Raw genomic sequence first — 24,135 nt, 5'->3', positions numbered from 1 at the left:
CTATAAAAACCTCGTAGAGTTCGATGAGCCAGCTATAACCTGGTCAATCATTTTTTTGGGGAAAATACCGCTTTCAACAATACCGGTTATGAGCTTCACACTTTCTTCCGTTTCCTCAACAGCTTCATCTTCCAGTACACCGAAATCGCAATCCAAAACAAAGTTGCCGTTATCCGTCACAACTGGTCCAACTTTGCCGCTCCCGTGCCTGAGTTTCACTTCAGCTCCCAGCTCCTTCAACTTTTTGGACACATACCCGTAGGCGAAGGGCAGGACCTCAACCGGGATGGGCATTGAAAGTTTCTCAACCAGCTTGCCCTCATCCACGATTATCACAACCTTCTTACTCGCCTTCGCAACTATCTTCTCCCTCGTCAATGCCCCTCCACCACCTTTAATGCAGTTCATCTTAGCATCTACCTGATCAGCTCCATCAATACACAACTCTGGTTCGTATTCAACCAGATCGACAACTCTTACCCTGTTTCTGATGGCTGCGTAGTAGGACTGGTAGGAAGTTGGCACTCCATAAACCTCCATATCCTCTCTTTTTATCCTCTCCCCAAGCAGGTTCAGGAATATTTCGACTGTTGAACCACTACCAATCCCCAAAACCATCCCGTCTTTAACAAGCTCTAACGCGAGCTTTGCAGCGTTATACTTCCCATTCGAGGCCATTAAACCACCTTCCAACCTTTCCAAAATCAACTTTCGCGGTTAAATCAATTGAGAGAGGGGTTACGGAAACATAACCGAGCCTAAGGGCGTGGATATCCGTCCCCTCCTCAGCGTCCTCTACTTCATCCCCATGTATCCAGTAGTACTCCCTGCCCCTCGGGTCTAGCCTTTTCTCCACGCTGACAATGTACATTCTTCTCGCAAGCCTTGTTACGGCAATTTTACCGTTCGGCCTTGCGGGGACATTAACGTTCAGCAGGTCAACGCCCTCAGGCAGTCCTTTTTCGAGCACGAGCTTTGCGAGGTCTTTCAGAACCTTGGATGCGAAGCTAAAATCCGCCTTACTCGTTAGTTCGAATTTGCTGACGTCCGGCATCTGCAGCGATATTGCGATGGTTCTGCTTCCGTGAGTTGCCGCTTCCAGAGCAGCACCCACAGTTCCCGACGTCGTTGCAGCCTCAGTGGAGAGGTTTTCGCCCAGGTTTATCCCGCTAACTGTAAGGTCGGGGATTTCGCCGATAATCTCGTACATGCCGATTATAACCGAGTCCGTTGGTGTGCCATCCACAGCATATATCTTCATTCCGTTAATTTTCAGCTCAGAGACCCTTATCGGCTCCATTATGGAGAGGCTTCTCCCCACTCCACTCCTCTGTACGGCTGGAGCTACGACAAAGACCTCTCCAAGCTGCTCCAATGCCTCGTATGCAGCCTTGAGCCCTGCTGAATATAGCCCATCGTCGTTTGTGAGCAGAATCTTCATATCTCCTTTTCGATCCTGTCAATGTAGAGGGCAATCTCGTTTATCACTTCCGGTTCAAGCCTCTTCTCAATCCTCACACCTTTGCTTTCTGCAAACTCCTTGAGCCTGTCGAAGTGAATTGCGAGCTGAGAAACAACATACGTCTTGAGGAGGTAAAAGTTCCTCTGAACTTCCTCTTTCTCTGCCTTTCCGCTTTTGTAGAGGTTGATTATCTCCTCACAATCTTTTTTGAACATCTCGAGGATGTTTTTCTGCTCCAGAAGCTCATCTGCCTCTTCAACGCTTCTTTCTCCTCTAATAATCTCTCCTATTCTGTCGAGAAACGTGTTGATGTAAAGCATCAAAGAGAGTGTTGGTAAGGCCTATAAATCCGTTGCGATAATGATAGAATGATGAGAGAAATCGAGCGAAGATGCCTGCAGGCTTTGATCGGTATAGTGCAGAACATTTATGATCAGATGAAAGCCGGGCAGGTTCCTGAGCTTCATATCGCAACGAGAACTAAGCACAACATCGAGTTTAATGAGGAGAGCGAGGTTTGGGTTTACGGTGACAGAAAATCTGTAAGATCTGCCAAGACCGTTAAGGGGGCTTACAGAATCCTGAAGATGACCTATGTCATCGGTTTTCTCAAGGAGCAGCTCAACCTAAACAAGTCATCAACCCTGAGAGAGCTTTACTACATCTCTGAGGGATGGGGTGCGGCAAAATTCGAGGAGCAGCCTGAAAGCGACAGGCTTGTTGAGGATTTAGAAATTCTGACGAACTTCCAGAGGGAGCACTTCCACATCCGCCCTGAAGAGGATGGAGCCACTGTTATAGGGCCCCTCAGGGTTAGGGAGGAGACGAGGAGAGGTGTTAGGGAGATACACTGTCAGGATGATGTGGGTGAGGGAGGATATCAGATTCCGGTCAACGTTGACAGGATTGAGTTTGTTGACCACGACGCAAAGTTCGTGATAGCGATAGAGACAGGCGGTATGAGGGACAGGCTTGTAGAGAACGGGTTTGATGAAAAATACAATGCGATAATAGTCCACCTGAAGGGACAGCCGGCAAGAAGCACTCGCAGGTTGTTGAGGAGGCTCAACACCGAGCTCAATCTGCCAGTGGTTGTGTTTACGGATGGAGATCCCTGGAGCTACAGGATTTTTGCGAGCGTGGCTTATGGGAGTATAAAGTCCGCCCACCTCTCGGAGTATCTTGCAACTCCTGCAGCTCAGTTTGTGGGGATAAGGCCAACGGACATCGTAAAGTACGATCTGCCAGCGGACAAGCTGACGGATGAGGATATCAAGGCGTTGAACGCAATACTTACTGATCCTCGATTTGATTCCGAATTCTGGAAGAAGGAGGTGAACCTGCAGCTTGAGATAAAGAAGAAGTCAGAGCAGCAGGCTCTGGCTAAGTATGGTCTGGATTATGTTACGGATGTATATCTCCCAGAGAGGCTGGCGGAGTTGGGCGTGGTCTGATTAAGTGGTTTAATTTAACTTCTCGAGAATAGATGGCGGCATGTTTGCACTGACTTGACGAAATAAAAATAAAACAATAGGACTGGCTACCCCGTCCCCAGGGTAACCTGAATCCTCTGCTCTCCGATGGTGCCACCAATTAAAAGTGCTGTTTGATCCTTTGTGAAGGCGTAGCCAAAATCCTGCCCATTGACCCCACCGTAATTGGTGCTGAACCCCAAGTTGGAGATGGCTGTTTTCAGTGACTCCAAATCGCTGTTTTCAACCGGTCTCTTCAACACGTAAAGTATGGAAACACCCATACCAGAATCGGAAGATCCAGACAAGAAAGACTCCGCCTTCGCCCCTCCGAAAATGTCATTCAGAATGGGCCTTACCATCTCGTCAAGTTCTTTGGCATCTCCACTGAGAGGTGCCTCGCTGGTAGTGTAGTATGGATTTCCTCCCTCTTGCTGTTCTTGCTGTTCTTCCTGTACACTCTCAGTCGGAGTTGTGGTTGCTGCTGGACTCTCATTCTGCCCGGAGCACCCGCCCAGAACCAATGCGAGTGCAATTAGGACCAGTATGGCATACAATTTTCTCATCAAATCACCGGGCTACCATGCGGTAAAGAGTTATATATAATTTGTTATCTTTTGTAATTTACTTCAATACTAAGAAAGTCACTTGCTATTATTGTGTTACTAAAAACTTCCTTGGCCTCTTCAAGTAAGGGAGTAGCATCCTTTGAATAGCGAGTGCTTATGTGTGTGAGAATGAGTTTTTTAACGTTCGCAGCTTTTGCAACCTCTGCCGCCTCTCTCGCAGTTGAGTGACCGCTCTCTATTGCCCACTCCTTCAACTCTTCCTTAAAGGAGGCGTCATGGATGAGCAGATCTGCATCCCTTGCAATTTCAACCGTTCTTTCAGTTGGCCTCGTGTCACCGGTGTATACAACCTTCCTCCCCCTTCTAACTTCACCGAGAACCATATCCGGTGTTATCACCTTTCCTTTCCAGACTATCTCCTCTCCCCTTGCAAGCTTTGCGTAAAGCGGCCCTGGGGGGATTCCAAGCTCTCTCTCCGCTTTTTCTCTGTTGAACTTCCCTCTTCTGTCGTTCTCTATGATTGCATATCCAACGCTCTTGACTATGTGCTCCGTTTTGAATGCAACAACTTTGAAGTCGTCAAACTTTACCTCATCCCCGTCTTTCAGCTCCCTCACCTTCACATCGTAGTTGAGCTGGTCGTATCCGAAAGCATCGAAAAGCGCTTTCAGCACGTCAGCCCTTGGAGAGTAAACGTTGAGGTCTTTGGTTCTCTCATTCAAGGACATCGTCTCAATCAGTCCAAAAATGCCGATGAAGTGGTCAGTGTGTAGGTGAGTTATGAAAATGTTGTCGAGGTTACGAAAGCCGGTTTTGGCTATCATCATCTGTCTCTGCGTCCCCTCGCCACAATCAAAAAGCATTCTCTGCCCGCCAAATTGGACAAAAATAGCGGGGGAATTCCTCTCCACGCTTGGAATAGTGCCGGAAGTTCCAAGAAAAGTGATTTTAAATAACATTCAGGATTCGAGGACGATTTCAATGTTCACGTCTCTCGGAACCTGAATTCTCATTATCTGCCTCAACGCTCTTTCGTCCGCTGAAATGTCTATGAGCCTCTTGTGAACCCTCATTTCCCAGTGATCCCAGGTTTCACTGCCCTCTCCGTCCGGGGCCTTCCTCACTGGAACGACCATCCTCCTTGTGGGGAGAGGTACCGGCCCGCTCAGCTCAACACCAGTCTTGTTTGCGATCTCCTTGATCTGGCTGCAGATTCTATCCAGTTCCTTTGGATTCAGACCAGAGAGCTTGATTCTTGCCTTAGGACCTTTTATCGGCATTAGACCACCAAAAAAATAAGGTTATTTTCTTGGGGTAAGATCGAGAACCATTCCGGCTCCAATGGTCATACCCATGTCTCTGATAGCGAACCTGCCCATCGGTGGAATGTCCTTGACCTTCTCGATGACCATCGGTCTTGTTGGCTCAAGCTTCACGATTGCAGCGTCTCCAGTCTTAAGGAACTGCGGGTTCTCTTCCTTAACCTGACCAGTCCTTGGGTCGATCTTCTTCTGGAGCTCAACGAACCTGCAGGCGATCTGTGCCGTGTGCGCATGCACAACTGGAGTGTAACCTACTGTAATTGCAGTTGGGTGCTGCAGAACGACGAGCTGGGCTGTGAAGTCCTTAACCACGGTTGGCGGGTTGTCCGGATGTCCTGCGACATCTCCTCTTCTGATGTCCTTCTTGCTCACACCTCTAACGTTGAAACCGATGTTGTCTCCTGGATACGCTTCCTGAATTGGCTCGTGGTGCATTTCGATGCTCTTGACTTCACCGCTCACACCAGCAGGCTCAAACACGACCTTGTCTCCAACTCTCAGCACACCGCTCTCAACTCTCCCCACAGGCACCGTACCAACACCGCTGATCGAGTAGACATCCTGGATGGGGATTCTGAGCGGCTTGTCCACGAGCTTCTCCGGCGGCTTGAGAAGGTCGAACGCCTCCATCAGAGTCGGTCCGTTGTACCACGGAGTCTTGTCGCTCTTCTTGGCGACGTTGTCTCCGTAGTATGCTGAGACTGGAATGAACGGAATCTCATCGACCTTGTAACCCACCATCTTGAGCAGCTTGCTTACTGCCTCCTTAGCTGCCTCGTACTCCTTCTGGTCGTAGTTAACTCTGTCCATCTTGTTAATTGCCACGATCAGCTGGTTTATACCGAGAGTTCTTGCAAGGAATATGTGCTCCCTGGTCTGTGGCTGGACCTTTTCAACAACATCCATGACGAGAACCGCTGCATCAGCTTGGGAAGCTCCAGTAATCATGTTCTTGATAAAGTCCCTGTGACCGGGGCAGTCGACAATGGTGATGTAGTACTTCTCAGTCTCGAACTTTCTGTGGGCTACATCGATGGTAACTCCTCTCTCCCTCTCCTCCTTCAGTCTGTCCATGACCCATGCGAACTCGAATGTAGCTTTGCCCTTCTCCTGAGCTTCTTTCCTCATTTTCTCAATTATGTGCTCCGGAATCTCACCAGTTTCGTAAAGCAGCCTTCCAATCAGAGTGCTCTTTCCGTGGTCCACATGCCCTATGAAGGCAACATTAATGTGCTCCTTTTCCTTAGCCATACCCATCTCCTCCTTTCTGGTTTTTCGTTAAATCCATTAGGAGGATATATAAACCTTTCACCAGCTTAAAATGGTGGAGATTGGCAGATACAGTAAATCCCCGAAAATAAATGCAACGATATATCCTGCGGTGATGAATATTAAGAATGGTAATGCGGGAGTGACCCAGACCTTCTCCACACCACTCTTTCTCAGTCTTTCAAGCATCCTCTCATCCGGCTCAACAGCCCTCCTGACACGCTTGAACTCTCCATTCTCGTCTACGAATTCGAGCAGGTTGTGGAACTTCGGCAGGTTTTTTACGTCAGCCCTGTAACCTGTGAAATAATAGAGAACGTTCCCTCTCAGCCCTCTCCAACCCTCTCTCACCAGGTTGCGGAAAAACATAAAAATCAGGAGCAGTGGAGCGGCTATTACAGAGTTGGCGAGCGTTGAGAAGGCGAAAGAAAATCCCTGGTTGAGCATAGGGAAGCCGTTGAAGGTTGGATAAAACGGGAAGATTACGGCGAGGCACATTATCGCTTTTGCATCAGCCCCTCCGTAAGCTCCGATAAGGTAGAGGGCATAGGAGAGAGCGATAACCATCAGAACGAAAAATCCGGCCACCATATAGTGTATCATCAAATAATCACTTGTAACGAGCTGATATCCTGTTATGGGGAGTGAGACGAGCAGCATGTACTTCCATACTCGATTTGGGATTATTCTGCTCTCCAAGTCGAGCTTGCAGGCGTATAACAAAAATCCAAGGACTATTAAAAACTTAATGAGATCCAGCATAAATCTCGTAAAAGTCAGACAGCATGGCTGATGCCGTCTCCTCCTTTCCCGCTCCCCTGCCAGCGACGAAGATGTTTCCTGCAGTATCCGTTTTGAACATGGCTGCATTCATCGCCCCCCTGATTGAGAGAGGATGGTGCAGTGGAACAAGCCGCGGAGATACTTTCAGCTTTTCCCTGCTAACCTCTGCGATGAGCCTTATGGTGTAGCCTTTCTCAGCAGCAACCTGAAAAGCTTCGGGGGTTATCTGCGTTATTCCCGTCACCTCAACATCCTCATACCTTGCACTCACACCGATTGTGTTAGCGATTATTACGAGCTTAAGTGCGGCATCAATCCCCTCGACGTCGTATGTTGGGTCAGCCTCAGCGTACCCAAGCTCCTGAGCTTCCTTGAGAATCTGCTCGTAAGGGAGCCTTTCCTCTTCCATTCTTGATAGTATGTAATTGCAGGTGCCGTTGAAGATCCCCTTCACACTCTCAATTTCGCAAAATGCGAGGTACTTCTTTGCCAGCTTTACAACCGGCATCGCCCCTCCGACAGTGGCTTCATACATGAGCTTTACTCCGTTCTTCTCTGCAAGCTTCATTAAACCATCAAAATCGGCAACAATTGGCCCCTTGTTTGACGTAATTACATGCTTCCCTCTCCTGAGGGCTTCCGTGATGTATTCAACTGCATCTCCACCCCCAATTTTAGTCACGCTGGCCTCAACCAAAACGTCGTATTCAGCATTTCTTACAATCTCCATAGCGCTGACATCATCTCTGAGCCTTCCAGTCTCCCTTTTCATTTTAATGGTGTCAGAAAGGCTGAATTCACCGCTTATCGAGCTTTTGGAGTCTGCAATTGCGGTAACCTTGAATTCCCCAATGGCTTTCTCGATCTCGTCCCTTTTCCTGACCAAAAGTTCAGCAAATCCCTGTCCAACTGTTCCGAACCCGATGATGGCGATTTTAATCATATTAGCTCCTCGTTAACCGGCTCGATTATCGTTATTTCCTTTCTTCTGCAAACTTCCCGCAGCTTTTCTAAAGCCTCTTTGAGCTTCTCCTTCCCTGAAGCTGAGATGGTTATTATTGCAGTCGAAGGACCGGAAATCTCTGGCATGCTGACATGCATCTCCACACACTCCGCTTCGCCATCAGTGTCAATGCTGCTTATTGTGTCACTGATGTCCGTGTGGATGAGATGACCTATTAGAAGAACTGATGTAGTTGCAGTAAGCTTCACCTCATTGAAGCTCCTTATAATTATTCCAAGCGATTTCAGCTCTTTTATAAGGTTTTCCACCTTGCTGCTATCTATTTTAAACGAAATTTCGACTGGCAGTCTGTTCAGAGGTGTCTTTTTCCCTCTCTGGTGGATAATTCCAACAATGTTTCCTCCAAGTGCCGAAATTGGCTGCAGAACTTTTAGCAACTGACCCGGCCTGTCCTCAAGCTCTACGATTAGTGTAATCAGAACTTCACTCATAGATTGGGGTGCCCTCGTTTTCAGTGAGCTTTTTGAACTCTTCCATAAGCTTTCTCGTTATCTCTCCCGGCTTACCATCACCGATTTTTCTGCCATCAATAACTACAATTGGTGCGATTTCAGCAGCAGTGCCGGTGACAAAAACCTCGTCTGCCGTGTAGAGGTCGTAGAGACCGATGTTTGTCTCCCTGAACGGGATTCCGAGTTTGTTTATTATTTCTATCACAGCCTCTCTCGTAATTCCTCTGAGGTTGTTTATTGTTGGTGGTGTGGTAATTGCCCCATTTTTAACCACAAAAATGTTATCCCCGCTCCCCTCTGAAACGTAGCCATTTCTGTCAAGGAAGATAGCCTCATCTCCTCCTTTTGCATTCGCTTCAATCTTTGCCAGAATGTTGTTGAGGTAGTTGAGAGACTTTATATTTGGCGGAAGTGCATCAAAAGAGTTCCTTCTCACTCCAACAGTGACTGCCGTTAAGCCCCTCTCGTAGAGGTCTCCGTAGAGCTTACCCCATGGCTTTGTTATGACTATTATCGAGGGCTTCTGACATTTTCTCGGATCGAGGCCAAGGTCACCAACCCCTCTTGTAACAATCGGCCTGATATATGCATCTCTGAGGTTGTTTTTTCTCAGCGTTTCAAGAATTATCTCCATGAACTCCTCCTTGGTGAGAGGTATCTCAAGATCGATGGCTTTGGCGGAGTCGTAAAGGCGGTCTATGTGCTCTTTTAGCCGAAAAACTCTTCCGTTGTAAGCTCTTATCCCCTCAAAAACTCCATCTCCGTAAAGAAAGCCGTGGTCAAAGATGCTTATCTTCGCTTCATTTTCCGGGACGAACTCACCGTCAATATAAACCAGCAACATCAACCTGAAATGCAGGGTGAAATTAAAAATAGTTTCGTTTGTCTGACAGAATTGCGGCAACTCTTGCAGCCCTCTCTACTGAGTCGAATATCAGAGTTTCAGAGTCCTTTAATACTTCCTTGATTTCTGCGTAGTTCTCTGGAGTTGATGAATAGACAAGAATGGACGGCTTGGTCATTCTGCCCATTATCTGCGAGATTACCTCAGCCGGTAAAACCCAGCTTGGTGGTGCGACAGCGTAAAGGAACATTACCATTCCGGTATCTTCATCCTGGCAGACTGTATCTATAACTTCAGCAAAAACATGAAGGTCGAGACCGCTGAACGACATATCCACGGGGTTCTCTCTGAGAGTTATCGGGGGTAGCAGGCTTTTCAGCTTCCTCACAGTCTCATCTCCAAATTTTGCCAGCCTACCGCCAGAGGTCTCGATGATGTCGGCAGCAACGATTCCAAGGCCGGCCTGTATTGTCAGCACTGCAACTCCACCTTTTACCTCCTCAAATTTTGCCATTGCCATAGCTGAGTCCATCAGTTCCGTTGGAGTTTCCACAACAACCGCCCCAGCCTGCCTCATGGCTGAGGCAAAGACTCTGTAATCCCCCGCCATGCTTCCCGTGTGGCTCACCGATGCCTTGTCAGCAACACTGCTCCTTCCAGACTTCATCACCACAACCTTTTTCCTCTTGCAGAGCTCTTTTAGCTCTTCAAAGATTCCTCTTCCGTTTTCAGTGCCTTCGATGTAGAGTGCGACGACATCGGTATTCTCGTCATTGGCTAAAAACCTCAGCGCGTCTGGAAAATCGACATCGCACCTGTTTCCAAGATGCAGGATATGGCTGAACCCTAAATCCCTGAATTGATGAACAGTGTAGTGGCATATCCCGCCGCTCTGCGAAACCAGCGCTATTCTGCCCTTCTTCACCTCGCTGAACATCGGTGTGAAGCTGGCATTTAAGCCGTTGATTACACTGACTATGCCGAAGGTGTTTGGCCCTATTATCCTTATTCCGTATTCTCTGACGATTTTCCTCAGCTCTTCTTCCCTGAGCTTTCCTTCCTCAACTTCGGCCTCCTTAAATCCGGACGAGATTATCACAACTCCCCTCACTCCAATTTCAGCAGCCTCTCTGACAGCATCAACAACGTAATCGGCAGGGACAGTTATAATCGCAATATCCGGGACTTCGGGAAGGGATTTTATGGAGGGATAAGTTTTCAGCCCAAGAATTTCGTTCGCTTTCGGGTTTATGGGGTAAATCCTCAGATTCTCGTTTGACATCAGGCTCTTCAAGACAGAGTTTCCGACCTTAATTGGATTTGTCGAAGCACCAACAACCGCCACACTCTCTGCATTGAAGAAGAAGTCTATATCCCCAATTTCCATATCGAACCTCTTCCTTTCCCCAACAACAATCCTGGCATCAGCAACAACCAGTCCTTTCTCATAGACAAAAACGGGATTCAAATCCATCTCCACTATACTTTCTTTCTCAACAATTTCATTTAGCTTTAAAAGCAGATCAACAACAGCCCCAACATCACCCTTCATCCCTCTGTAGCCTTCAAGCAGCTTATACCCCTTAACCTCCCTCACCATCTCCTCGGCATCCCTTCTCGTTAAAGGCAACAACCTGAAGCTAACATCCTTCAGAACTTCAACAAAAACACCACCCAAGCCAAACATGACAACGCTTCCGAACTGCTCGTTCTCAGCAACACCAACTATGACCTCAATCCCCTTCTCGACCTGAGGCTGCACATTGACTCCTTCAGCCTTTGGTATGGACATCAAAGCCTGGAAAGCCTTTTTTACTTCTTCTTCAGAGTTGATGTTCAGAATAACTCCACCGACATCACTCTTGTGGACTATCTCTCTCCCAGCAACCTTCATCACAACCGGGAAGCCTATTTGCTTTGCTGCCCTAATGGCTTGCTCTTCCGTCTCGCAGAAGGTGCATGCTGCTGTTTTTATGCCGTATTTCTCAAGCAGAGCTTTGGATTCGTGTTCGAGGAGTAGCATGAAGGCTGAGTGGGAAGGAGATTTAAAATGCTTTTTGATTTTGGATTAATGTTCAGTCGATTTCCACCACTTCCCCAGTCCTCTCATAGACTTTCAAACCCTCAACTTTCTGAAGCCTGCTGGCAAACTCCTCCGAAGTTAAACACTCCAGAAAATCCCTCACAGCTTCCTTTTCCATCCTGTCTTTCCTTATCAGGAAATCGTACTCCTCACTTCTCAGTGGTATGAAATCCAGGCCATAGTTCACCGTGACACTCTTTATCCCCACCCCTACATCAGCCTTCCCGCTTGCCACCGAAACCGCAACGGAAGTGTGGGTTTTTGCCTCAACTGTATAGCCCTTGATTGAAGCAGTGAGTTCCTGAAAACTCACACCTCTCTTTTCGGCAACCTCCCTGAGATACATATCCGTTAAAATCCTCGTCCCACTGCCCCGGTTGCGGTTGATGAAGGTCACATCCCCTCTCAGCAGGTCTTCAAAGCCTCTAATTCTCTTGGGATTCCCATTTGCAACTATCAAACCCTGCTCCCTCAAGTAACCTTTAACCAGCAACACATTCCTTAGCCCGTATTTTCTCACAATCGGCTCGTTATAAACTCCGCTCTCGTCAAGCAGGTGGGTGCCGGCAATATCAGCCTCACCCCTCTTTACGGCAAGAATCCCGCCTGTGGAACCGACGTTTATAACCTTGCTCATGTATGGCCTCTTTTCCCGCAGAATTGACAGAAGAATGTCCACACCAACGCAGTGGCTTCCTATTATCATCAAATCCGCAGGTCTGAGATGGCTGAAGAGCTTAACTTCAATCTCTTCCCCCTCTTCGAGCATGACAACGTTCTCGGGAATTTCAACAAAGCCATCTGTGAAGGCAAAGGAGGTAACGGCTCCGCTGTATGAGCCGCTCACAGGATAGGCTGAGTAACCCTCGACACCCTCCACAACGTTTACTGGAAGATACTCTCTCCTCCCCTCTGCCGAGAAAACCTTCAAAGCCAGCTTTGCTTTTAGCCTTGCCACCTCACTTTCCGAAATTCCGGCCATTTCCCTTATTATCGGCGCTACTATAACTTCGAAAACTGTCATGGCGGAGGTGGGATATCCCGGCAACCCGAAAATTGGTTTTGAATCGCTCACAGCTATAATAGCTGGTTTTCCGGGCTTTATGGCGATGCCGTGAACTATGACACCCGGATTGAATTCATCCAGAATGCGGTACATCACGTCTCCGGCTCCTGCAGAGGTGCTTCCGCTCGTAATAACGATGTCAGCATCTTTAAGAGCTTTATCAATAAGTCTGCGCATCTCCGCTTCATCATCTCTCGCAATGCCAATTAAAATCGCTTCCCCGCCATTCTCCTCAACTGCTGCAGTTAGGCTGTAGGAGTTGACGTCGTATATTTTACCCTCCACGAGTTTTTCTCCCGGACTAATCAGCTCATTTCCTGTTGAGATTATTGCAACTCTTGGCTTCCTGTACACCTCAACCTCTTTTATTCCGCATGCAGCCATAACACCGATTTCTCTGTGAGTCAGCCTTGATCCCTCTCTGGCTATTAACTCTCCCGCCATTATGTCGCTTCCCGCGTACATCACGTTCTCTCCCGGAGAGACTGGCTTGAATACTTCAATTTCATCTCCTCTTTTCCTCGTGTACTCTACCATTACCACAGCGTTTGCACCCTTCGGCATCATGGCTCCTGTGGCTATTTCAGCAGCCTCTCCTCTATTAACCTCAATTTCTGGCTTTTTTCCGGCCTCAATCACTCCTGTGACTTTCAAAATGACCGGATTGTCCTCCTCGGCGGTAAAAGTGTCCTCAGCCCTGACAGCGTAGCCGTCCATTGTTGCCCTGTCGAAAGGTGGGACGTCGGTGAGGGCGTAAACATCCTTTGCCAGAACTCTATTTACGGCAAGGTAAAGCGGGACAGTCTCAACAGTTCTTTTGGGAGTGAAATAGTTGAAAAGCAGATTCCGGGCTTCGTCAATCGTTACAACATCTCTGAAAACCTTCCTCATTCGAACACCTCTGTTACATCCCTCAAAAGCGTAACCTCTACCTCCTCACCCTCCTCGTAGCCTTCTCTCTCCTCGGGCACTACAAGCAAGGCATTCGCCCTGACGAAGGAGCTGAGAACCCCCGACCCCGAAATCCTTACCGGGTAAACTTTCCCATCTTGCCAGTGAACCCTGACGTTCCCTCTAACCCCAGTCTCCGACGGAACCCTTCCCTGCAGAATTCCTCTTTGCCTGCTCCATTTCCTCGCAACAATTTTCACATTCATCATCCTGTAGATAGCAGGAACAGCAAAGGTGTAAAATCCAAGCAGAGCTGCCGCCGGCGAGCCTGGGAGCATAAAAACTGGCTTTCCATCAACAACACCGGCTGCAGTTGGCATTCCGGGCTTCATCGAAACGCCGTGAAATACTATCTCTCCAATTTCTTCAATAACTTCAGGAACGAGGTCCTTGGAGCCGACAGAGGTTCCCCCTGTTATCACAACTGCATCAAACTTTAGCGCTTCACTAACCTTATTCCGTATATCTTCAATGGAGTCTCTCGCAATTCCCAGCGAAATCGCTTCAAACCCAAATTCAAGGAGGGCGTTGCATATCATCGGATTGTTGGAGTTGTATATTTTTGCTCCTTCAATTGCTTCACCAACCTCCACAAGCTCGTTTCCGGTGGTGATAACGGCCACTTTTGGTTTCCGGTAAACCTTGACTTTGTCTATTCCAAGGGATGCAATCACCCCGGCATCCTGAGGCTGGAGAATCTCCCCCTTTCTCAGGACAACCTCTCCCTCTTTTATGTCCTCCCCCCTCCTCGAAACGTTTTTCATTGGTGTCACGGCCTTCAAGACTTCAATCAAGTTGCCATTTATCCTCGTGTGCTCAAGCATAACTACCGCATTTGCACCCTTAGGCATCATCGCTCCGGTCATTATCCTGACAGCTTTTCCCGGCTCCACTTCTACCTCAGGCGTCTCTCCAATCTCCACACTGCCGGCAAGCTCGAGCATGATTGGATTGTTGACAGAAGCACCAAACGTGTCCTCAGCCCTTACAGCATAGCCATCCATCGCCGCCCTGTCAAATCGTGGAATATCGAAACCTGCAACAATGTCTTCGGCCAAAACACGGCCGTTGAGGTTGTAAACGTTAACATGTTCGGTACCAAGGACCTTAATCTTCCCAAGCAACCTGTTGAGAGCCTCATCAACCCTCTCCCTCTTCCAGAAACCCTTCTCCCTAACCATTATGCATGGTCGTGCAGAACGGTATAAAGTTGTTGCTCAGGATTGCTTTTGGAAGGAAAAGTAATTTTTACCCACATTCAACATTTCCCGATGAAACAGCTGATACTGGCTCTTGACGTTCTCGATGAAGAAAAAGCCCTTGAAATAGCGAGAAATGTTGAGGAGTATGTTGACAGAATAAAGGTCAACTATCCCCTTGTTCTCTCGGCTGGTATAAAGGTGATAAAAAAGCTCTCTAAAATTAAACCCGTTATAGCAGATTTCAAGATTGCCGACATCCCATACACGAGTTCTCTGATAGCGAAAATCGCCTTTGAGAACTCTGCAGAGTCGGTGATTGCACACGGATTTGTTGGCAGCGATACGCTTAAAGAAGTCTGCAGAGTTGCAGCGGAGTATGGGGGGAAGGTTTACGTTGTGACAGAACTCAGCAGTCCCGGAGGGGAGGAGTTCATGAGTGCAGTCTCGCTAAAAATCGCTGAGAAGGCTAGAGAAATTGGATGCAGCGGACTTATAGCTCCATCAACGAGAATTGAGAGGCTGAAGGAAATAAGGAGAGTTGCTGGCGACATGGAAATCCTCTGTCCCGGAATAGGTGCTCAGAAGGGTAGTCTGGAGGCTGTAAAGTATGCTGATGGAATTATAGTCGGGAGGGGTATTTATGATTCAAGAAATCCAGCAGAAGAAGCCAGAAAGTTCAGACAACTCCTCGAAATTTGAGCTTGTTGCCTTTGATTTAGACGGCACACTTATCGAGCTTAACATACCCTTCGACGAGATAAGGAGAGAACTTGGGATTAAGGGACGGTTTATTCTTGAGTCAATAATGGAAGAGAGCGATATGCAGAGAAGACAGGAAATGTTCAGAATTCTTGAGAGTTATGAGTTGAAGTGCGCGATGGAAGCTAGACCTGCTTATTACGCTGTAGAGCTTGTTAACGGGCTTGATGTCATAAAGGGCGTTATTACGAGAAACAGCAGAAGGAGTGCTGAGATAGTGGCTGAAAGGCTTGGATTCAACTTTGACTTTATCATTGGAAGAGAAGATGCAAAGCCAAAACCCTCTCCAGAACCGCTCATTCTGGCGTTGAAGATGTTCGATGTTAAACCTTCAAGGGCCCTTATGGTTGGGGACTTTCTCTTTGACATCCTCTCTGGAAAAGCTGCCGGAGCAAAAGCCGCCTTAATATTGACAGAGAGAAACAAGGAGATGGCAAAGTCTTTTATCCAGCATGCAGATTACGTTTTTGAATCCCTGAAAGAGCTTGCAGACTTCCTTGAGGTGAGGTGATGAAGAAGATTCCGAAGAGCCATCCAAGGTACGCATCCTTGGTAACGAGGGAAAAGCTGGTTGAAGGGGTAAAATTAGGGGTTACTGCAATGCAGGGACTGATAGCTCACGGTAGAGGGGAGGCTTTTGACTATATCCTCGGCGAAATGACCAGAGATTTCGCTTTGAAGGCTGAGAGAGCTGCGGTGGCTTTAATGCTCCTTGCAAAGCATCCTGTTATCTCCGTAAATGGTAACACGGCAGTTCTGGTGCCAGAAGAAACAAAGAGGCTTGCAGAGTTCGTAAATGCAAAAGTGGAAATCAATGTTTTCCACCACACTCCCGAGAGGGTCGAGAAAATCAAGAACTATCTTGAGAGGTATGGGATTGAAGTGCTTGCCGCAGGCGATGCAGAGCTTGAAGGCCTTGAATCGGCGAGAAGAATAGTTGACAGCAGAGGAATACTTATTGCTGATGTTGTCCTCGTGCCATTGGAGGATGGGGACAGGTGTGAGATTCTGAAGAAGCACGGAAAGAAGGTGATAGCTGTCGACTTAAATCCCCTCTCCAGAACTGCCAGAATGGCTGACATCACGATTGTTGACAACATCATCAGAGCCTTCCCGAAAATGGTTGAGATTGCTGAAGAGATGAGGGACTGGGAAAAGGAGAGGCTGAGGGAAATTGTCGAGAAGTACGACAACTCCAAGATACTTGCGGAGGCTGTAGACGGAATTGTGGAATATTTGAAGAAGGTAAAGGGAGAGCTGCTCAATCCTTAAACTTCCTCTCGATTATGTAGAAGGTTGCGGTTCCCGTAGCAACAAGCTCTCCATCCTCGTTTCTCACCTCTCCGTAACCAACCGTGACCTTAGAGCCTATGTGCACCGGCATTCCCACGCCCACAATCTTGCCTTCTGTAACTGGCCGAATGTAGTGGATGTTTAGCTGTGCTGTTACTGCAGTTTTCCCCCTCTTAACAACCTCTCTGTTGACGTTGAGACCAATGGCAGAATCGAGAACGCTGGCAATCGCTCCTCCGTGAGCTGTGCCGAGAGCCTGAATGTGCTTGCTTTTGTCAATTTCCATCTCCACAACGACTCTATCTCCATGCAACTTCGGGATCATGCCAGTAAGCCTGTACCACGGGGCAGAACCGACAATGCTGAGAATTTCCTCATACTCTTCCATAAAATTTTATAGGGATTGAAATTTAATAAGTTTTTCAGGCTTCGAATGTCCTTCAACCTAACAACTCGTTGTTGCCCTCAGGCTTAGATTTTGATCATATTTGGATATTCTCTCAGTTTACCCCTCACGGTTGCAAGAGTAGCAATTCTTACCTGAAATGATTTCGAGAACTTCCTTAAGATTTAATAATTAAATTTTAATCGAAATAAGTAGAAAAAGTTTTGTAATATTGCAAAAATTTGTTATCGAGGTGGTCGGAATGGTGAAGGCTATTATTCTGTGCTGCGATAACTGTAGGGACAGGTATTGCATCGGCTGCCAGAGGTGCTTCACAGCAGCAAGAGAGGGTAAGGGCGAGTTCGAGAAGTTCGACAAGGTCGATATTGTGGGCTTGGTCGGCTGTGGCGGCTGTCCCGGCTACATCGTTCCTAAGATAAAGCTGTTCAACAAATGGATAGAGGGGTTGGATGACTACGATACAGTGTTCATAGGTAAATGCATCGTAGTCGCGAACGAGAAAGGCAACTGTCCTTACGGCGACGTAAACAAGATCAAAGAAATGATTGAAAAAACTTTTGGCAAGCAGGTCGTTGTTGGAACTCACCCATGGTAGTTTGATCAAGCTCTTTTTAATTTTTTGATGTATTTTCCCTTTAATCTTCCTAAGTTAGAGTAAGCGTTTTTTTGTTGTGTCTAAAGTCTTTGCATCTAGTATCAATCTTATCGTGCCCTTACCACTCCACGCTGATTGCGTTGTTCGGGCAGGCTCTAACACAAGCTCCGCACTCCATGCAGGCATCCTCATCGACGTAGGCCTTGCTTCCGTTGAGGTGGATGGCATTTCCCTTGCATTCTGGAATGCAAAGTCCACACCCATCACATCTTGCAGCATCAATCACCGCGGGCATAAAATTTGGTAAATTGTTCGAAAAATAAAGTCAAAGAGGTTTTGAGAAATTTGTTCAATTCTGCAATTACGGAACGAGCCTGTGCCTGTCCCTCGGAAACAGAACCGCCTCCCTCACATTTTTCAGGCCGAGCATCGACATGATTAGCCTTTCTGCCCCAAGTCCCCAGCCGGCGTGGGGTGGCATGCCGTAGCGGAAAGCCTCTAAATAGAAACCGAAGCTCTCAGGTTCCAATCCCTTGGACTTCATACTCTCCACCAGCATGTCGTAAAGGTGAATTCTCTGCGCCCCGCTCGAAAGCTCAAGCCAGTCGTGCATCAAATCGAAGCTCTTGCTGATTTCAGGTCTGTCCTCGTAGGGCATGGCGTAGAATGGCTTCGACTCTGTGGGCCAGTCGGTGATGAAGTACAGCCCTCCGATCTCCTCTCCGATGAACTTTAACGCGTTGGTGCTCAAGTCCTCACCCCACGGAATCTCTTCGCCTTTCCTTGCGGCAATTTCTCTCGCCTCATCGTACGTTATCCTCTGGAAGGGCAGTTCGGGAATTTCAAGACTTATTTCAAGCCAGTTCAAGTAACGCTCGCATTTTTCAGCAACGTCAACATAGACCTTGTGAACGAGCCTCTCCAGAATATCCATTACACCGTTGTGGTCGGTAAAGCTCATCTCAATGTCGATGGATATTGCCTCGTTGAGATGGCGAGTAGTGTTGTGCTCCTCCGCCCTGAATATGGGCCCTATCTCAAATACTTTCTCAAAACCCGCGGCCATAAGAACCTGCTTGTAAAGCTGGGGACTCTGGTTGAGGAAAGCCTCTTTCTCGAAGTAGCTGATTGGAAAAAGGTCTGTGCCTCCTTCTGTTGCTGTTGATACGATTTTTGGCGTGTGAACTTCTATGAAACCTTCTTTAGACAGGAATTCTCTGACAGTCTGCAACACCTGATGCCTTATTCGGAAAATCGCCTGTACTCTGGGCCTCCTCAAGTCCATGAAGCGGTGGTCAAGGCGTGTGTCAAGCTCTGCCGGAACCTTCTCGGTGACCTCAAGCGGTAGAGGTGCATCAGCCTCGTTGAGAACCTCTATGGATTCGGGAATTATCTCAACTCCTCCCGGAGCTTTCTCCTCTCTTCTGACTTCTCCAAACACTGCGATAATGCTCTCTCTCCTAATCTTCTTGGCAAGCTTGAAAACCTGCTTGCTTACGAACTTTCTTGGTAATGTAATCTGAACGATGCCCTCTCTATCCCTGAGCAGTATAAACACCAATCCACCAAGATCGCGAACTTCGTGAACCCATCCGTACAGCTTGACCTTCTGACCTTCCATTTCGGGCTTTATGTCAGCAGTGTAAACTCGCATGGACTAACACCAATTGGCAGTTTTTTAACTTTAGCCCTAAAGCTCCACTATGCTGATTTCACCATCCTCGATTATGGCATACGTTCTCCTTCCCGTAAGGTACCCGCAGACCTCTCCCGGATTCAGGAGGTTTTCAGACTTCAGGACTTCATGAGTGTGCCCAAAAACGACGAGTGTGTCGAGCTTTTTCAGTATCTCCAGTATTCTGCTGTCCGTGCCGTGGTAAACAACACCACCAGGAAATTCAACAACATCTCCGATCTCCCACCCGTTTCGATTTGCTATCTCCGTTAGAATTTTTCTCTCTCCATCGTTGTTCCCGAAGGCAACGTACAGCTTCACTCCGAGCTTCTCGAACTCTTTCAGGGAGAATGGAGCGATTACATCACCCGCGTGCACAACAAAGTCCAGCTTCTCCCTCTTCAAAGCTTCAATAAGTTCCCTTACGGCAGTCAGGTTGTCATGCGTATCGCTTACAGCAGCGAACCTCATAACGTAAGTATGGTTGAGGGAAAATAAGTTTAATCGAAGCTGAACTGCCAGTCTCTCTGCATTATCGGCATGCTTCCGAAAGCATCCCTTCTGACGAGCAGAAGATCTCCTACATCGTATTCTTTCAAAAACCAGCGCATGTTCAGGAGCAGACATCCCGGTATTCTGACTTCTGCAATTTCTGAAAGCCTATATGCAGTTTTGATGTACTCTCCAAGGCTCTCAGCCCTTTCAACGTCAAGCCTTCTCATAAGCTCGGTGTTCTCCCTGTAGATTGAGATTGGTTGAAGGAAAAGCTCTTCAGCAATTGAGGCAATCTCCGCAATCCTCTCAAGCTCGTAGTCGTTAACACCGGGCATGAAAACTGTTCTGACAGCGGTGTAAGTTTGCTCTGACATTCTCCTTATATTCTCAACAACTTTTTTGAAGTAGTCTCTGCCCGCGATCTCCACATAGCTCTCCCTGCTTCCCGCGTCGAGACTGATCATCACTATGTCCGCCTCATTTCCAAGAATTTCGGGATCGAGGAGGGTCCCATTTGTCTGGATGTCAATCCTCACCTCTCCAAACCTTTCCCTCAGCTTCCTGATGATTTTAACAACTCTTTCAGTCCCGACAACGAATGGCTCGCCGTACTGGGAGATCGTGATCGCTTTTGGATTCAGCGAGCCGTAGTAGCCGGGTTTTGGTGCTGCACCCTTCAATTCCGCAATCCTTGAGTAGCAGAAAATGCACCTCAGATTGCAGGAGGGGGTGACTTCGTAACTCGGATGGTGGACAGGATTCTCAGCCTTCTCGTCAATACCTTGGCAGTGAATACAGTGTGCCGGATACGGAAGGTTTTCCAAAAACTTTCTGATTTTTGCAGCGTTTATCAGAGTCATAGTCTATCAGTCATAATCTGTCAAAAAGCCTGACCACAAATTCTCCAAGTCTTATCGCGTCTTCTTTGCTTTTCATTATCGTGTTTGTTGCGACACTTTTCTCGATCACACCCTCATCCGCTTCATCAACCACAAGAAGGTCGAGAAAGTCCGCGTAAACGTCCGCCACACCTTTTGGCGATACTTCGTAGCCCTTCGCCCTCATCAGTTTCCCTGCAGGACCGCTTACCGGAGCTTTTCCGATTATAGGCGAGATGGCAATGGCCCTCTTATCTCTCAATCTCTCTCTGAAGTCCTCAATGCTCAAAATCGGCATAATGCTCGTGATTGGATTGCTCGGACCGATAAGAACCTCATTCTCCTTTTCCAGCCTCTTCTTAACCTCCTCCGGGATTTTTGCCCTTTCAATGCCTTTGAAGTAAACGTCTTTAACCTCCGGCTCCCCTTTCCTGACCACCCAGAACTCCTGAAAGTGCATCTCCCCTTCATCGGTAACAACGATGGTCGAAATCTCCTCTTCACACATCGGAAATATCTCATGCCTTACTCCGTAAGCATTCGCAACAGTCTTCGTGGCATCACAAAGCGATTTTCCGGCCCTCAGAACCTCGCTTCGCAGAATATGCGTTGCCCTGTCCAAGTCACCAATCATCATTCCCTCATCGAAGCCAAGAGTCTTCAGCCTTTGATGAGTGTAGAAGGTATCTCCTTTTATCCCCCACCACTTCTCATCGTCGATAACTTCAGCAAGAGCGTAGATGACGGAGTCGATGTCGGGACAGATTTTGTTTCCAGACACCCAGACATCCTCGGCTGTGTTTACAACAACCCAGAAGTCTGCTACCTCCTTTAGTCCTTGAAGGAGTTTTGGTGTCCCAGTCCCTCCTGAGAGGACGAGCAAAGTTTACACCTGCCTGAAGACTTCTCCGAACTCTGTTATATCCCTCTCACTCCTCAGCAATTCTTTCAGTATTTCCGGAAGTTTGGAAACCTTAACTCTAACCTGAGAGGTGGTGTCTCTGTCTCTTATGGTTACTGTGTCATCCTCAAATGTCTGGTGGTCGGTGGTGATGCAGAATGGAGTCCCTATTTCGTCATATCGCCTGTACCTTCTTCCTATGCTCCCCGAATCGTCATAGTCTGTGAAAATTCCATTTTCTCTGAGAATCTGGACAATTTCCATCGCCTTTGACTCGAAAGGTTCTCTGGAAAGAAGAGGAAGGACAGCGACCTCTATCGGGCTGACCCACCTCTTCAGCCTTAGAACTCTCCTCTCCTCCCCGTCGACAACATCTTTGTCGAATGAATGCTCAAGAACTGAGTAGGTGATTCTATCCAGCCCGAAGGAAGGCTCGATAACGTGCGGGATAACCTTCTCCCCCACAACTTCCTCCTCAACGTCCTGAACTTCAAAGAACTCCTTTGTTACTTTTATCTTCTCCCCATCAACCTCTACCTCAACCTCTTCCGGCTCCGATTCAACGTTCAGGGACTCAAGAGCTTCAGCAACCTTCTTGGCCTTCTGCCTGAAAACGGGGCCAAGTTTGCTCAGAATCGGAACGATTTTTCTCTTTCTAACCTTTACCGGCTCCTCGTATGGCACGAACACGCTCAGATCCTCACCGCTGTACTTGCTGTGCCTCTTCAGGTCGTAGTCTGTTCTGTCTGCAATTCCAACAATCTCAATCCACCCGTAGCTGGTCAAAACTTCAGCATCCCAGCAGTCTGTTGCGTAGTGAGCCCTCTCGTCATCCTTGTGCTGCCTGAACCTAAGCTTTTCATCCTTAATGCCAATCTCCAGCAGAAAACGCCTTGTTTTTCCGATGAAGTAAGCAAGAATCTGGTTTGCTATAATGCCTTTCTCAACCGCTTCCTCAAGCTTCATTTCATGCTCATTATCAAATTTATCAACCAGCCTGACAACATCGTTGGCGTAAAGGCTGAAGTTCGGATGTTTCTTTTCTCCAGGATGAACGAAAAACTCCAGCTCCGCCTGATTAAACTCTCTTAACCTTATTACACCCTGTCTTGGACTGATCTCGTTTCTGTATGCTCTACCAATTTGGGCCACACCAAATGGAAGCTTCTCCCTGAAGAAGTTCGCCAGCCTTTTGAAGTCAACGAACATCCCCTGAGCCGTTTCGGGGCGGAGATAGCCTTTCTTTCCCCTTCCGGGGCCGATGGTGGTGGAGAACATCAGGTTCATGGGAGCGGGGTCTTTGAACTTCCCACCACACTCACACTTCAGGTCGTAAACCTCCATAACCTCTTTAACCGCCTCAACCGTCTCATCCACCTCGATTCCGAGCTTCTCCTTGACGTAGTGGTCTGCTCTGTAAACCCTCCCGCAACTTTCGCACTCAATTGCCACATCGGTAAAGGATGTAGCGTGTCCTGAGGCGATGAAGACCTCCTCTATTCCTATCGTTGGAGTGTCGATTTCCGCAGCTCTTTCGTTAATCACAAAGTACCTTCTCCAGATATTCTCAATCTTTCTTCTCAGGTTGTTACCAAGAGGAGCGTAATCAATAAAACCTGCCATTCCTCCGTATATCTCAAAAGACTGCCAGAGATACCCTCTGCGAATCAGCATCTCCATGATCTCGCTCATGTGCATGCAGTGCAGAATGCAACTTAAAAGGTTATCTTCTTATGGTGCCTGACAATTAGAAGAATATGGACAGGAAAAAAGTGGTTGAGTGGTGGGTTGATAAGCTCCTTATAAACTACCCCGTAAAGCCGGTCTTTGAGGTAGTCAGCTTTCTTCAGGAAGCGGCAGAAAAAATAGTCGATGGAGCTTTGAGCCTTTACGAGGGGAAAGAGGCTGATTTGAGCGATGCAGTGGATGACGTGATGCGCTTTCTCGCTACTGATAGAAACTTCAGTCCGGGAGACAGCATGAGGCTATTTTGCGATCTGAGGGATTTTATGGCTGATGAGCTAAATCTTAGAACAGAGGAAAGATTGAAATTCGCCAAAACGTTTGAAGAGATAATCTTTACCGCCTTCGACGCTTACATGGCATGCAGGGAGAAAATTTTCGAGTTAAGGCTAAAAGAAAAAGAGGCTGATGTTGAGATGATGAGAAAAATAATGGATTACGCCTCTAGGTCTTTATCCTCTCAGGATTGAACCCCTTCTTTATCAGAAGCTCCTTAACCCTGTTTACGTGATTGCCCTGAAGCTCAATCACGCCGTTCTTAACAGTACCTCCACATGCCAGCTTTGACTTCAAAAACTTAGCCAGCTCTTCCAGGTTTATCTCTCCTTTGTCTATTCCCTCAATGATGGTAACCTCTTTACCGTATCTTCGTTTGCCCGTCTTAATCACTATAAACTGCTGCTCCTTCGCAACTTCCTCGCAAACGCACAAATCTTTCGGCAGTCCGCAAACAGGGCAAATTTCCGACATCTTCTTGCTTTACCTCCTTTTTAAGAAGTGAGTATATGCTAAATTTTAAATTTTCGGTCGCATCATCATCGCTGGATAAGGTGTAAAGCAAGAATTTAACTTGAGCGAGCTTTAAGGGATGTATCTTCACATGCACGTATT

The 24,135-nt window shown here is 47.6% G+C and carries 28 protein-coding genes; 6 read left to right on the top strand and 22 right to left on the bottom strand.

The annotated features are described in order from the left end of the window. The 3 genes from rpiA to H0Z19_RS00960 are packed head-to-tail and all read right to left on the bottom strand — an operon-like array spanning position 1 to position 1,782. Positions 1–678 carry a ribose 5-phosphate isomerase A gene (gene rpiA / locus H0Z19_RS00970; protein WP_290722919.1) on the bottom strand — a complete coding sequence of 226 codons (678 nt, stop codon included), beginning with the start codon at positions 676–678 and terminating at the stop codon, positions 1–3. Beyond that, positions 656–1,441, bottom strand: coding sequence for a 5'/3'-nucleotidase SurE (gene surE / locus H0Z19_RS00965; protein WP_290722916.1), 786 nt, complete (start codon positions 1,439–1,441; stop codon positions 656–658). The genes rpiA and surE overlap by 23 nt, the downstream gene beginning before the upstream one ends. Next, positions 1,438–1,782: a hypothetical protein gene (locus H0Z19_RS00960; protein WP_290722915.1), complete on the bottom strand. Its 345-nt coding sequence runs from the start codon at positions 1,780–1,782 to the stop codon at positions 1,438–1,440. The genes surE and H0Z19_RS00960 overlap by 4 nt, the downstream gene beginning before the upstream one ends. A gap of 51 nt (positions 1,783–1,833) precedes the next feature. Here H0Z19_RS00960 and H0Z19_RS00955 point away from each other — a divergent pair, with 51 nt between their 5' ends. Beyond that, positions 1,834–2,916 carry a DNA topoisomerase IV subunit A gene (locus H0Z19_RS00955; protein WP_365892167.1) on the top strand — a complete coding sequence of 361 codons (1,083 nt, stop codon included), beginning with the start codon at positions 1,834–1,836 and terminating at the stop codon, positions 2,914–2,916. Positions 2,917–3,002: 86 nt separating this feature from the next. On the opposite strand, the gene H0Z19_RS00950 is transcribed toward H0Z19_RS00955, so the two are convergent. The 11 genes from H0Z19_RS00950 to glp are packed head-to-tail and all read right to left on the bottom strand — an operon-like array spanning position 3,003 to position 14,478. Then, entirely contained in the window at positions 3,003–3,500 is a 498-nt protein-coding gene (locus H0Z19_RS00950; RefSeq protein ID WP_290722909.1) for a hypothetical protein, read from the bottom strand. 44 nt (positions 3,501–3,544) lie between these two features. After that, positions 3,545–4,462, bottom strand: coding sequence for a ribonuclease Z (gene rnz / locus H0Z19_RS00945; RefSeq protein ID WP_290722906.1), 918 nt, complete (start codon positions 4,460–4,462; stop codon positions 3,545–3,547). Next, positions 4,463–4,783, bottom strand: a complete 321-nt coding sequence (gene rpsJ / locus H0Z19_RS00940) for a 30S ribosomal protein S10 (protein WP_290722904.1) — start codon at positions 4,781–4,783, stop codon at positions 4,463–4,465. Between the two features lie 21 nt (positions 4,784–4,804). Further along, positions 4,805–6,076: a translation elongation factor EF-1 subunit alpha gene (tuf, locus tag H0Z19_RS00935; RefSeq protein WP_290722902.1), complete on the bottom strand. Its 1,272-nt coding sequence runs from the start codon at positions 6,074–6,076 to the stop codon at positions 4,805–4,807. Positions 6,077–6,133: 57 nt separating this feature from the next. Next, entirely contained in the window at positions 6,134–6,856 is a 723-nt protein-coding gene (locus H0Z19_RS00930) for an A24 family peptidase C-terminal domain-containing protein (RefSeq protein ID WP_290722901.1), read from the bottom strand. After that, entirely contained in the window at positions 6,840–7,820 is a 981-nt protein-coding gene (locus tag H0Z19_RS00925) for a homoserine dehydrogenase (RefSeq protein WP_290722898.1), read from the bottom strand. Before H0Z19_RS00925 ends, H0Z19_RS00930 begins: the two co-directional genes overlap by 17 nt. Then, the gene (locus H0Z19_RS00920; protein ID WP_290722896.1) at positions 7,817–8,332 is read right to left on the bottom strand and encodes an ACT domain-containing protein; all 516 of its coding nucleotides are present in this window, start codon (positions 8,330–8,332) and stop codon (positions 7,817–7,819) included. Before H0Z19_RS00920 ends, H0Z19_RS00925 begins: the two co-directional genes overlap by 4 nt. Then, positions 8,325–9,197, bottom strand: coding sequence for a branched-chain-amino-acid transaminase (ilvE, locus tag H0Z19_RS00915; RefSeq protein WP_290722895.1), 873 nt, complete (start codon positions 9,195–9,197; stop codon positions 8,325–8,327). The genes H0Z19_RS00920 and ilvE overlap by 8 nt, the downstream gene beginning before the upstream one ends. 22 nt (positions 9,198–9,219) lie before the next feature. Beyond that, positions 9,220–11,220 carry an acetate--CoA ligase family protein gene (locus H0Z19_RS00910; RefSeq protein ID WP_290722894.1) on the bottom strand — a complete coding sequence of 667 codons (2,001 nt, stop codon included), beginning with the start codon at positions 11,218–11,220 and terminating at the stop codon, positions 9,220–9,222. 52 nt (positions 11,221–11,272) lie between these two features. Beyond that, positions 11,273–13,237, bottom strand: coding sequence for a molybdopterin biosynthesis protein (locus H0Z19_RS00905; RefSeq protein WP_290722893.1), 1,965 nt, complete (start codon positions 13,235–13,237; stop codon positions 11,273–11,275). Further along, a complete protein-coding gene (glp, locus tag H0Z19_RS00900) occupies positions 13,234–14,478 on the bottom strand; it encodes a gephyrin-like molybdotransferase Glp (RefSeq protein WP_290722891.1) in 1,245 nt (414 codons plus the stop codon). The genes H0Z19_RS00905 and glp overlap by 4 nt, the downstream gene beginning before the upstream one ends. 90 nt (positions 14,479–14,568) lie before the next feature. On the opposite strand from glp, the gene pyrF reads away from it, so the two are divergent. From pyrF to H0Z19_RS00885, 3 genes are read left to right on the top strand one after another with little or no spacing between them, the layout of a single operon-like run. Beyond that, complete coding sequence (gene pyrF, locus H0Z19_RS00895) at positions 14,569–15,198, top strand: orotidine-5'-phosphate decarboxylase (protein ID WP_290722889.1); 630 nt, start codon at positions 14,569–14,571, stop codon at positions 15,196–15,198. Then, positions 15,140–15,769: an HAD family hydrolase gene (locus H0Z19_RS00890; RefSeq protein WP_290722886.1), complete on the top strand. Its 630-nt coding sequence runs from the start codon at positions 15,140–15,142 to the stop codon at positions 15,767–15,769. Before pyrF ends, H0Z19_RS00890 begins: the two co-directional genes overlap by 59 nt. Next, complete coding sequence (locus tag H0Z19_RS00885; protein ID WP_290722884.1) at positions 15,769–16,530, top strand: 4-phosphopantoate--beta-alanine ligase; 762 nt, start codon at positions 15,769–15,771, stop codon at positions 16,528–16,530. The genes H0Z19_RS00890 and H0Z19_RS00885 overlap by 1 nt, the downstream gene beginning before the upstream one ends. On the opposite strand, the gene H0Z19_RS00880 is transcribed toward H0Z19_RS00885, so the two are convergent. Next, on the bottom strand, positions 16,520–16,939 hold the full coding sequence (locus H0Z19_RS00880) for a PaaI family thioesterase (protein WP_290722882.1): 420 nt from the start codon (positions 16,937–16,939) through the stop codon (positions 16,520–16,522). The two genes, H0Z19_RS00885 and H0Z19_RS00880, sit on opposite strands and share 11 nt — an antisense overlap. A 259-nt stretch (positions 16,940–17,198) precedes the next feature. Between H0Z19_RS00880 and H0Z19_RS00875 the strand changes: the two genes are divergently transcribed. After that, complete coding sequence (locus H0Z19_RS00875) at positions 17,199–17,552, top strand: CGGC domain-containing protein (protein WP_290722879.1); 354 nt, start codon at positions 17,199–17,201, stop codon at positions 17,550–17,552. A 118-nt stretch (positions 17,553–17,670) separates the two neighbouring features. Here the strand turns inward: H0Z19_RS00875 and H0Z19_RS00870 are convergent, their stop codons facing one another. From H0Z19_RS00870 to glyS, 6 genes are all read right to left on the bottom strand, one after another. Next, positions 17,671–17,847 carry a 4Fe-4S binding protein gene (locus H0Z19_RS00870; protein WP_010878423.1) on the bottom strand — a complete coding sequence of 59 codons (177 nt, stop codon included), beginning with the start codon at positions 17,845–17,847 and terminating at the stop codon, positions 17,671–17,673. Positions 17,848–17,913: 66 nt separating this feature from the next. Beyond that, complete coding sequence (gene aspS, locus H0Z19_RS00865; protein WP_290722871.1) at positions 17,914–19,206, bottom strand: aspartate--tRNA(Asn) ligase; 1,293 nt, start codon at positions 19,204–19,206, stop codon at positions 17,914–17,916. A 36-nt stretch (positions 19,207–19,242) separates the two neighbouring features. Then, positions 19,243–19,698, bottom strand: a complete 456-nt coding sequence (locus H0Z19_RS00860; RefSeq protein WP_290722869.1) for a YfcE family phosphodiesterase — start codon at positions 19,696–19,698, stop codon at positions 19,243–19,245. A 29-nt stretch (positions 19,699–19,727) separates the two neighbouring features. Further along, entirely contained in the window at positions 19,728–20,582 is an 855-nt protein-coding gene (locus tag H0Z19_RS00855) for a radical SAM protein (protein WP_290722867.1), read from the bottom strand. A 10-nt stretch (positions 20,583–20,592) separates the two neighbouring features. Next, the gene (gene cofD, locus H0Z19_RS00850) at positions 20,593–21,483 is read right to left on the bottom strand and encodes a 2-phospho-L-lactate transferase (RefSeq protein WP_290722865.1); all 891 of its coding nucleotides are present in this window, start codon (positions 21,481–21,483) and stop codon (positions 20,593–20,595) included. A gap of 3 nt (positions 21,484–21,486) precedes the next feature. After that, entirely contained in the window at positions 21,487–23,193 is a 1,707-nt protein-coding gene (glyS, locus tag H0Z19_RS00845) for a glycine--tRNA ligase (RefSeq protein ID WP_290722862.1), read from the bottom strand. A 65-nt stretch (positions 23,194–23,258) separates the two neighbouring features. Between glyS and H0Z19_RS00840 the strand changes: the two genes are divergently transcribed. Next, the gene (locus H0Z19_RS00840; protein WP_290722861.1) at positions 23,259–23,714 is read left to right on the top strand and encodes a hypothetical protein; all 456 of its coding nucleotides are present in this window, start codon (positions 23,259–23,261) and stop codon (positions 23,712–23,714) included. On the opposite strand, the gene yciH is transcribed toward H0Z19_RS00840, so the two are convergent. Continuing rightward, positions 23,689–23,994: a stress response translation initiation inhibitor YciH gene (yciH, locus tag H0Z19_RS00835; protein ID WP_290722859.1), complete on the bottom strand. Its 306-nt coding sequence runs from the start codon at positions 23,992–23,994 to the stop codon at positions 23,689–23,691. The genes H0Z19_RS00840 and yciH overlap by 26 nt on opposite strands. Between the last annotated feature and the right edge of the window lie 141 nt (positions 23,995–24,135).

Source organism: Archaeoglobus sp., assembly GCF_017656475.1.
GTDB lineage: Archaea > Halobacteriota > Archaeoglobi > Archaeoglobales > Archaeoglobaceae > Archaeoglobus.
This window is presented reverse-complemented; position numbering and strand designations above follow the sequence as displayed.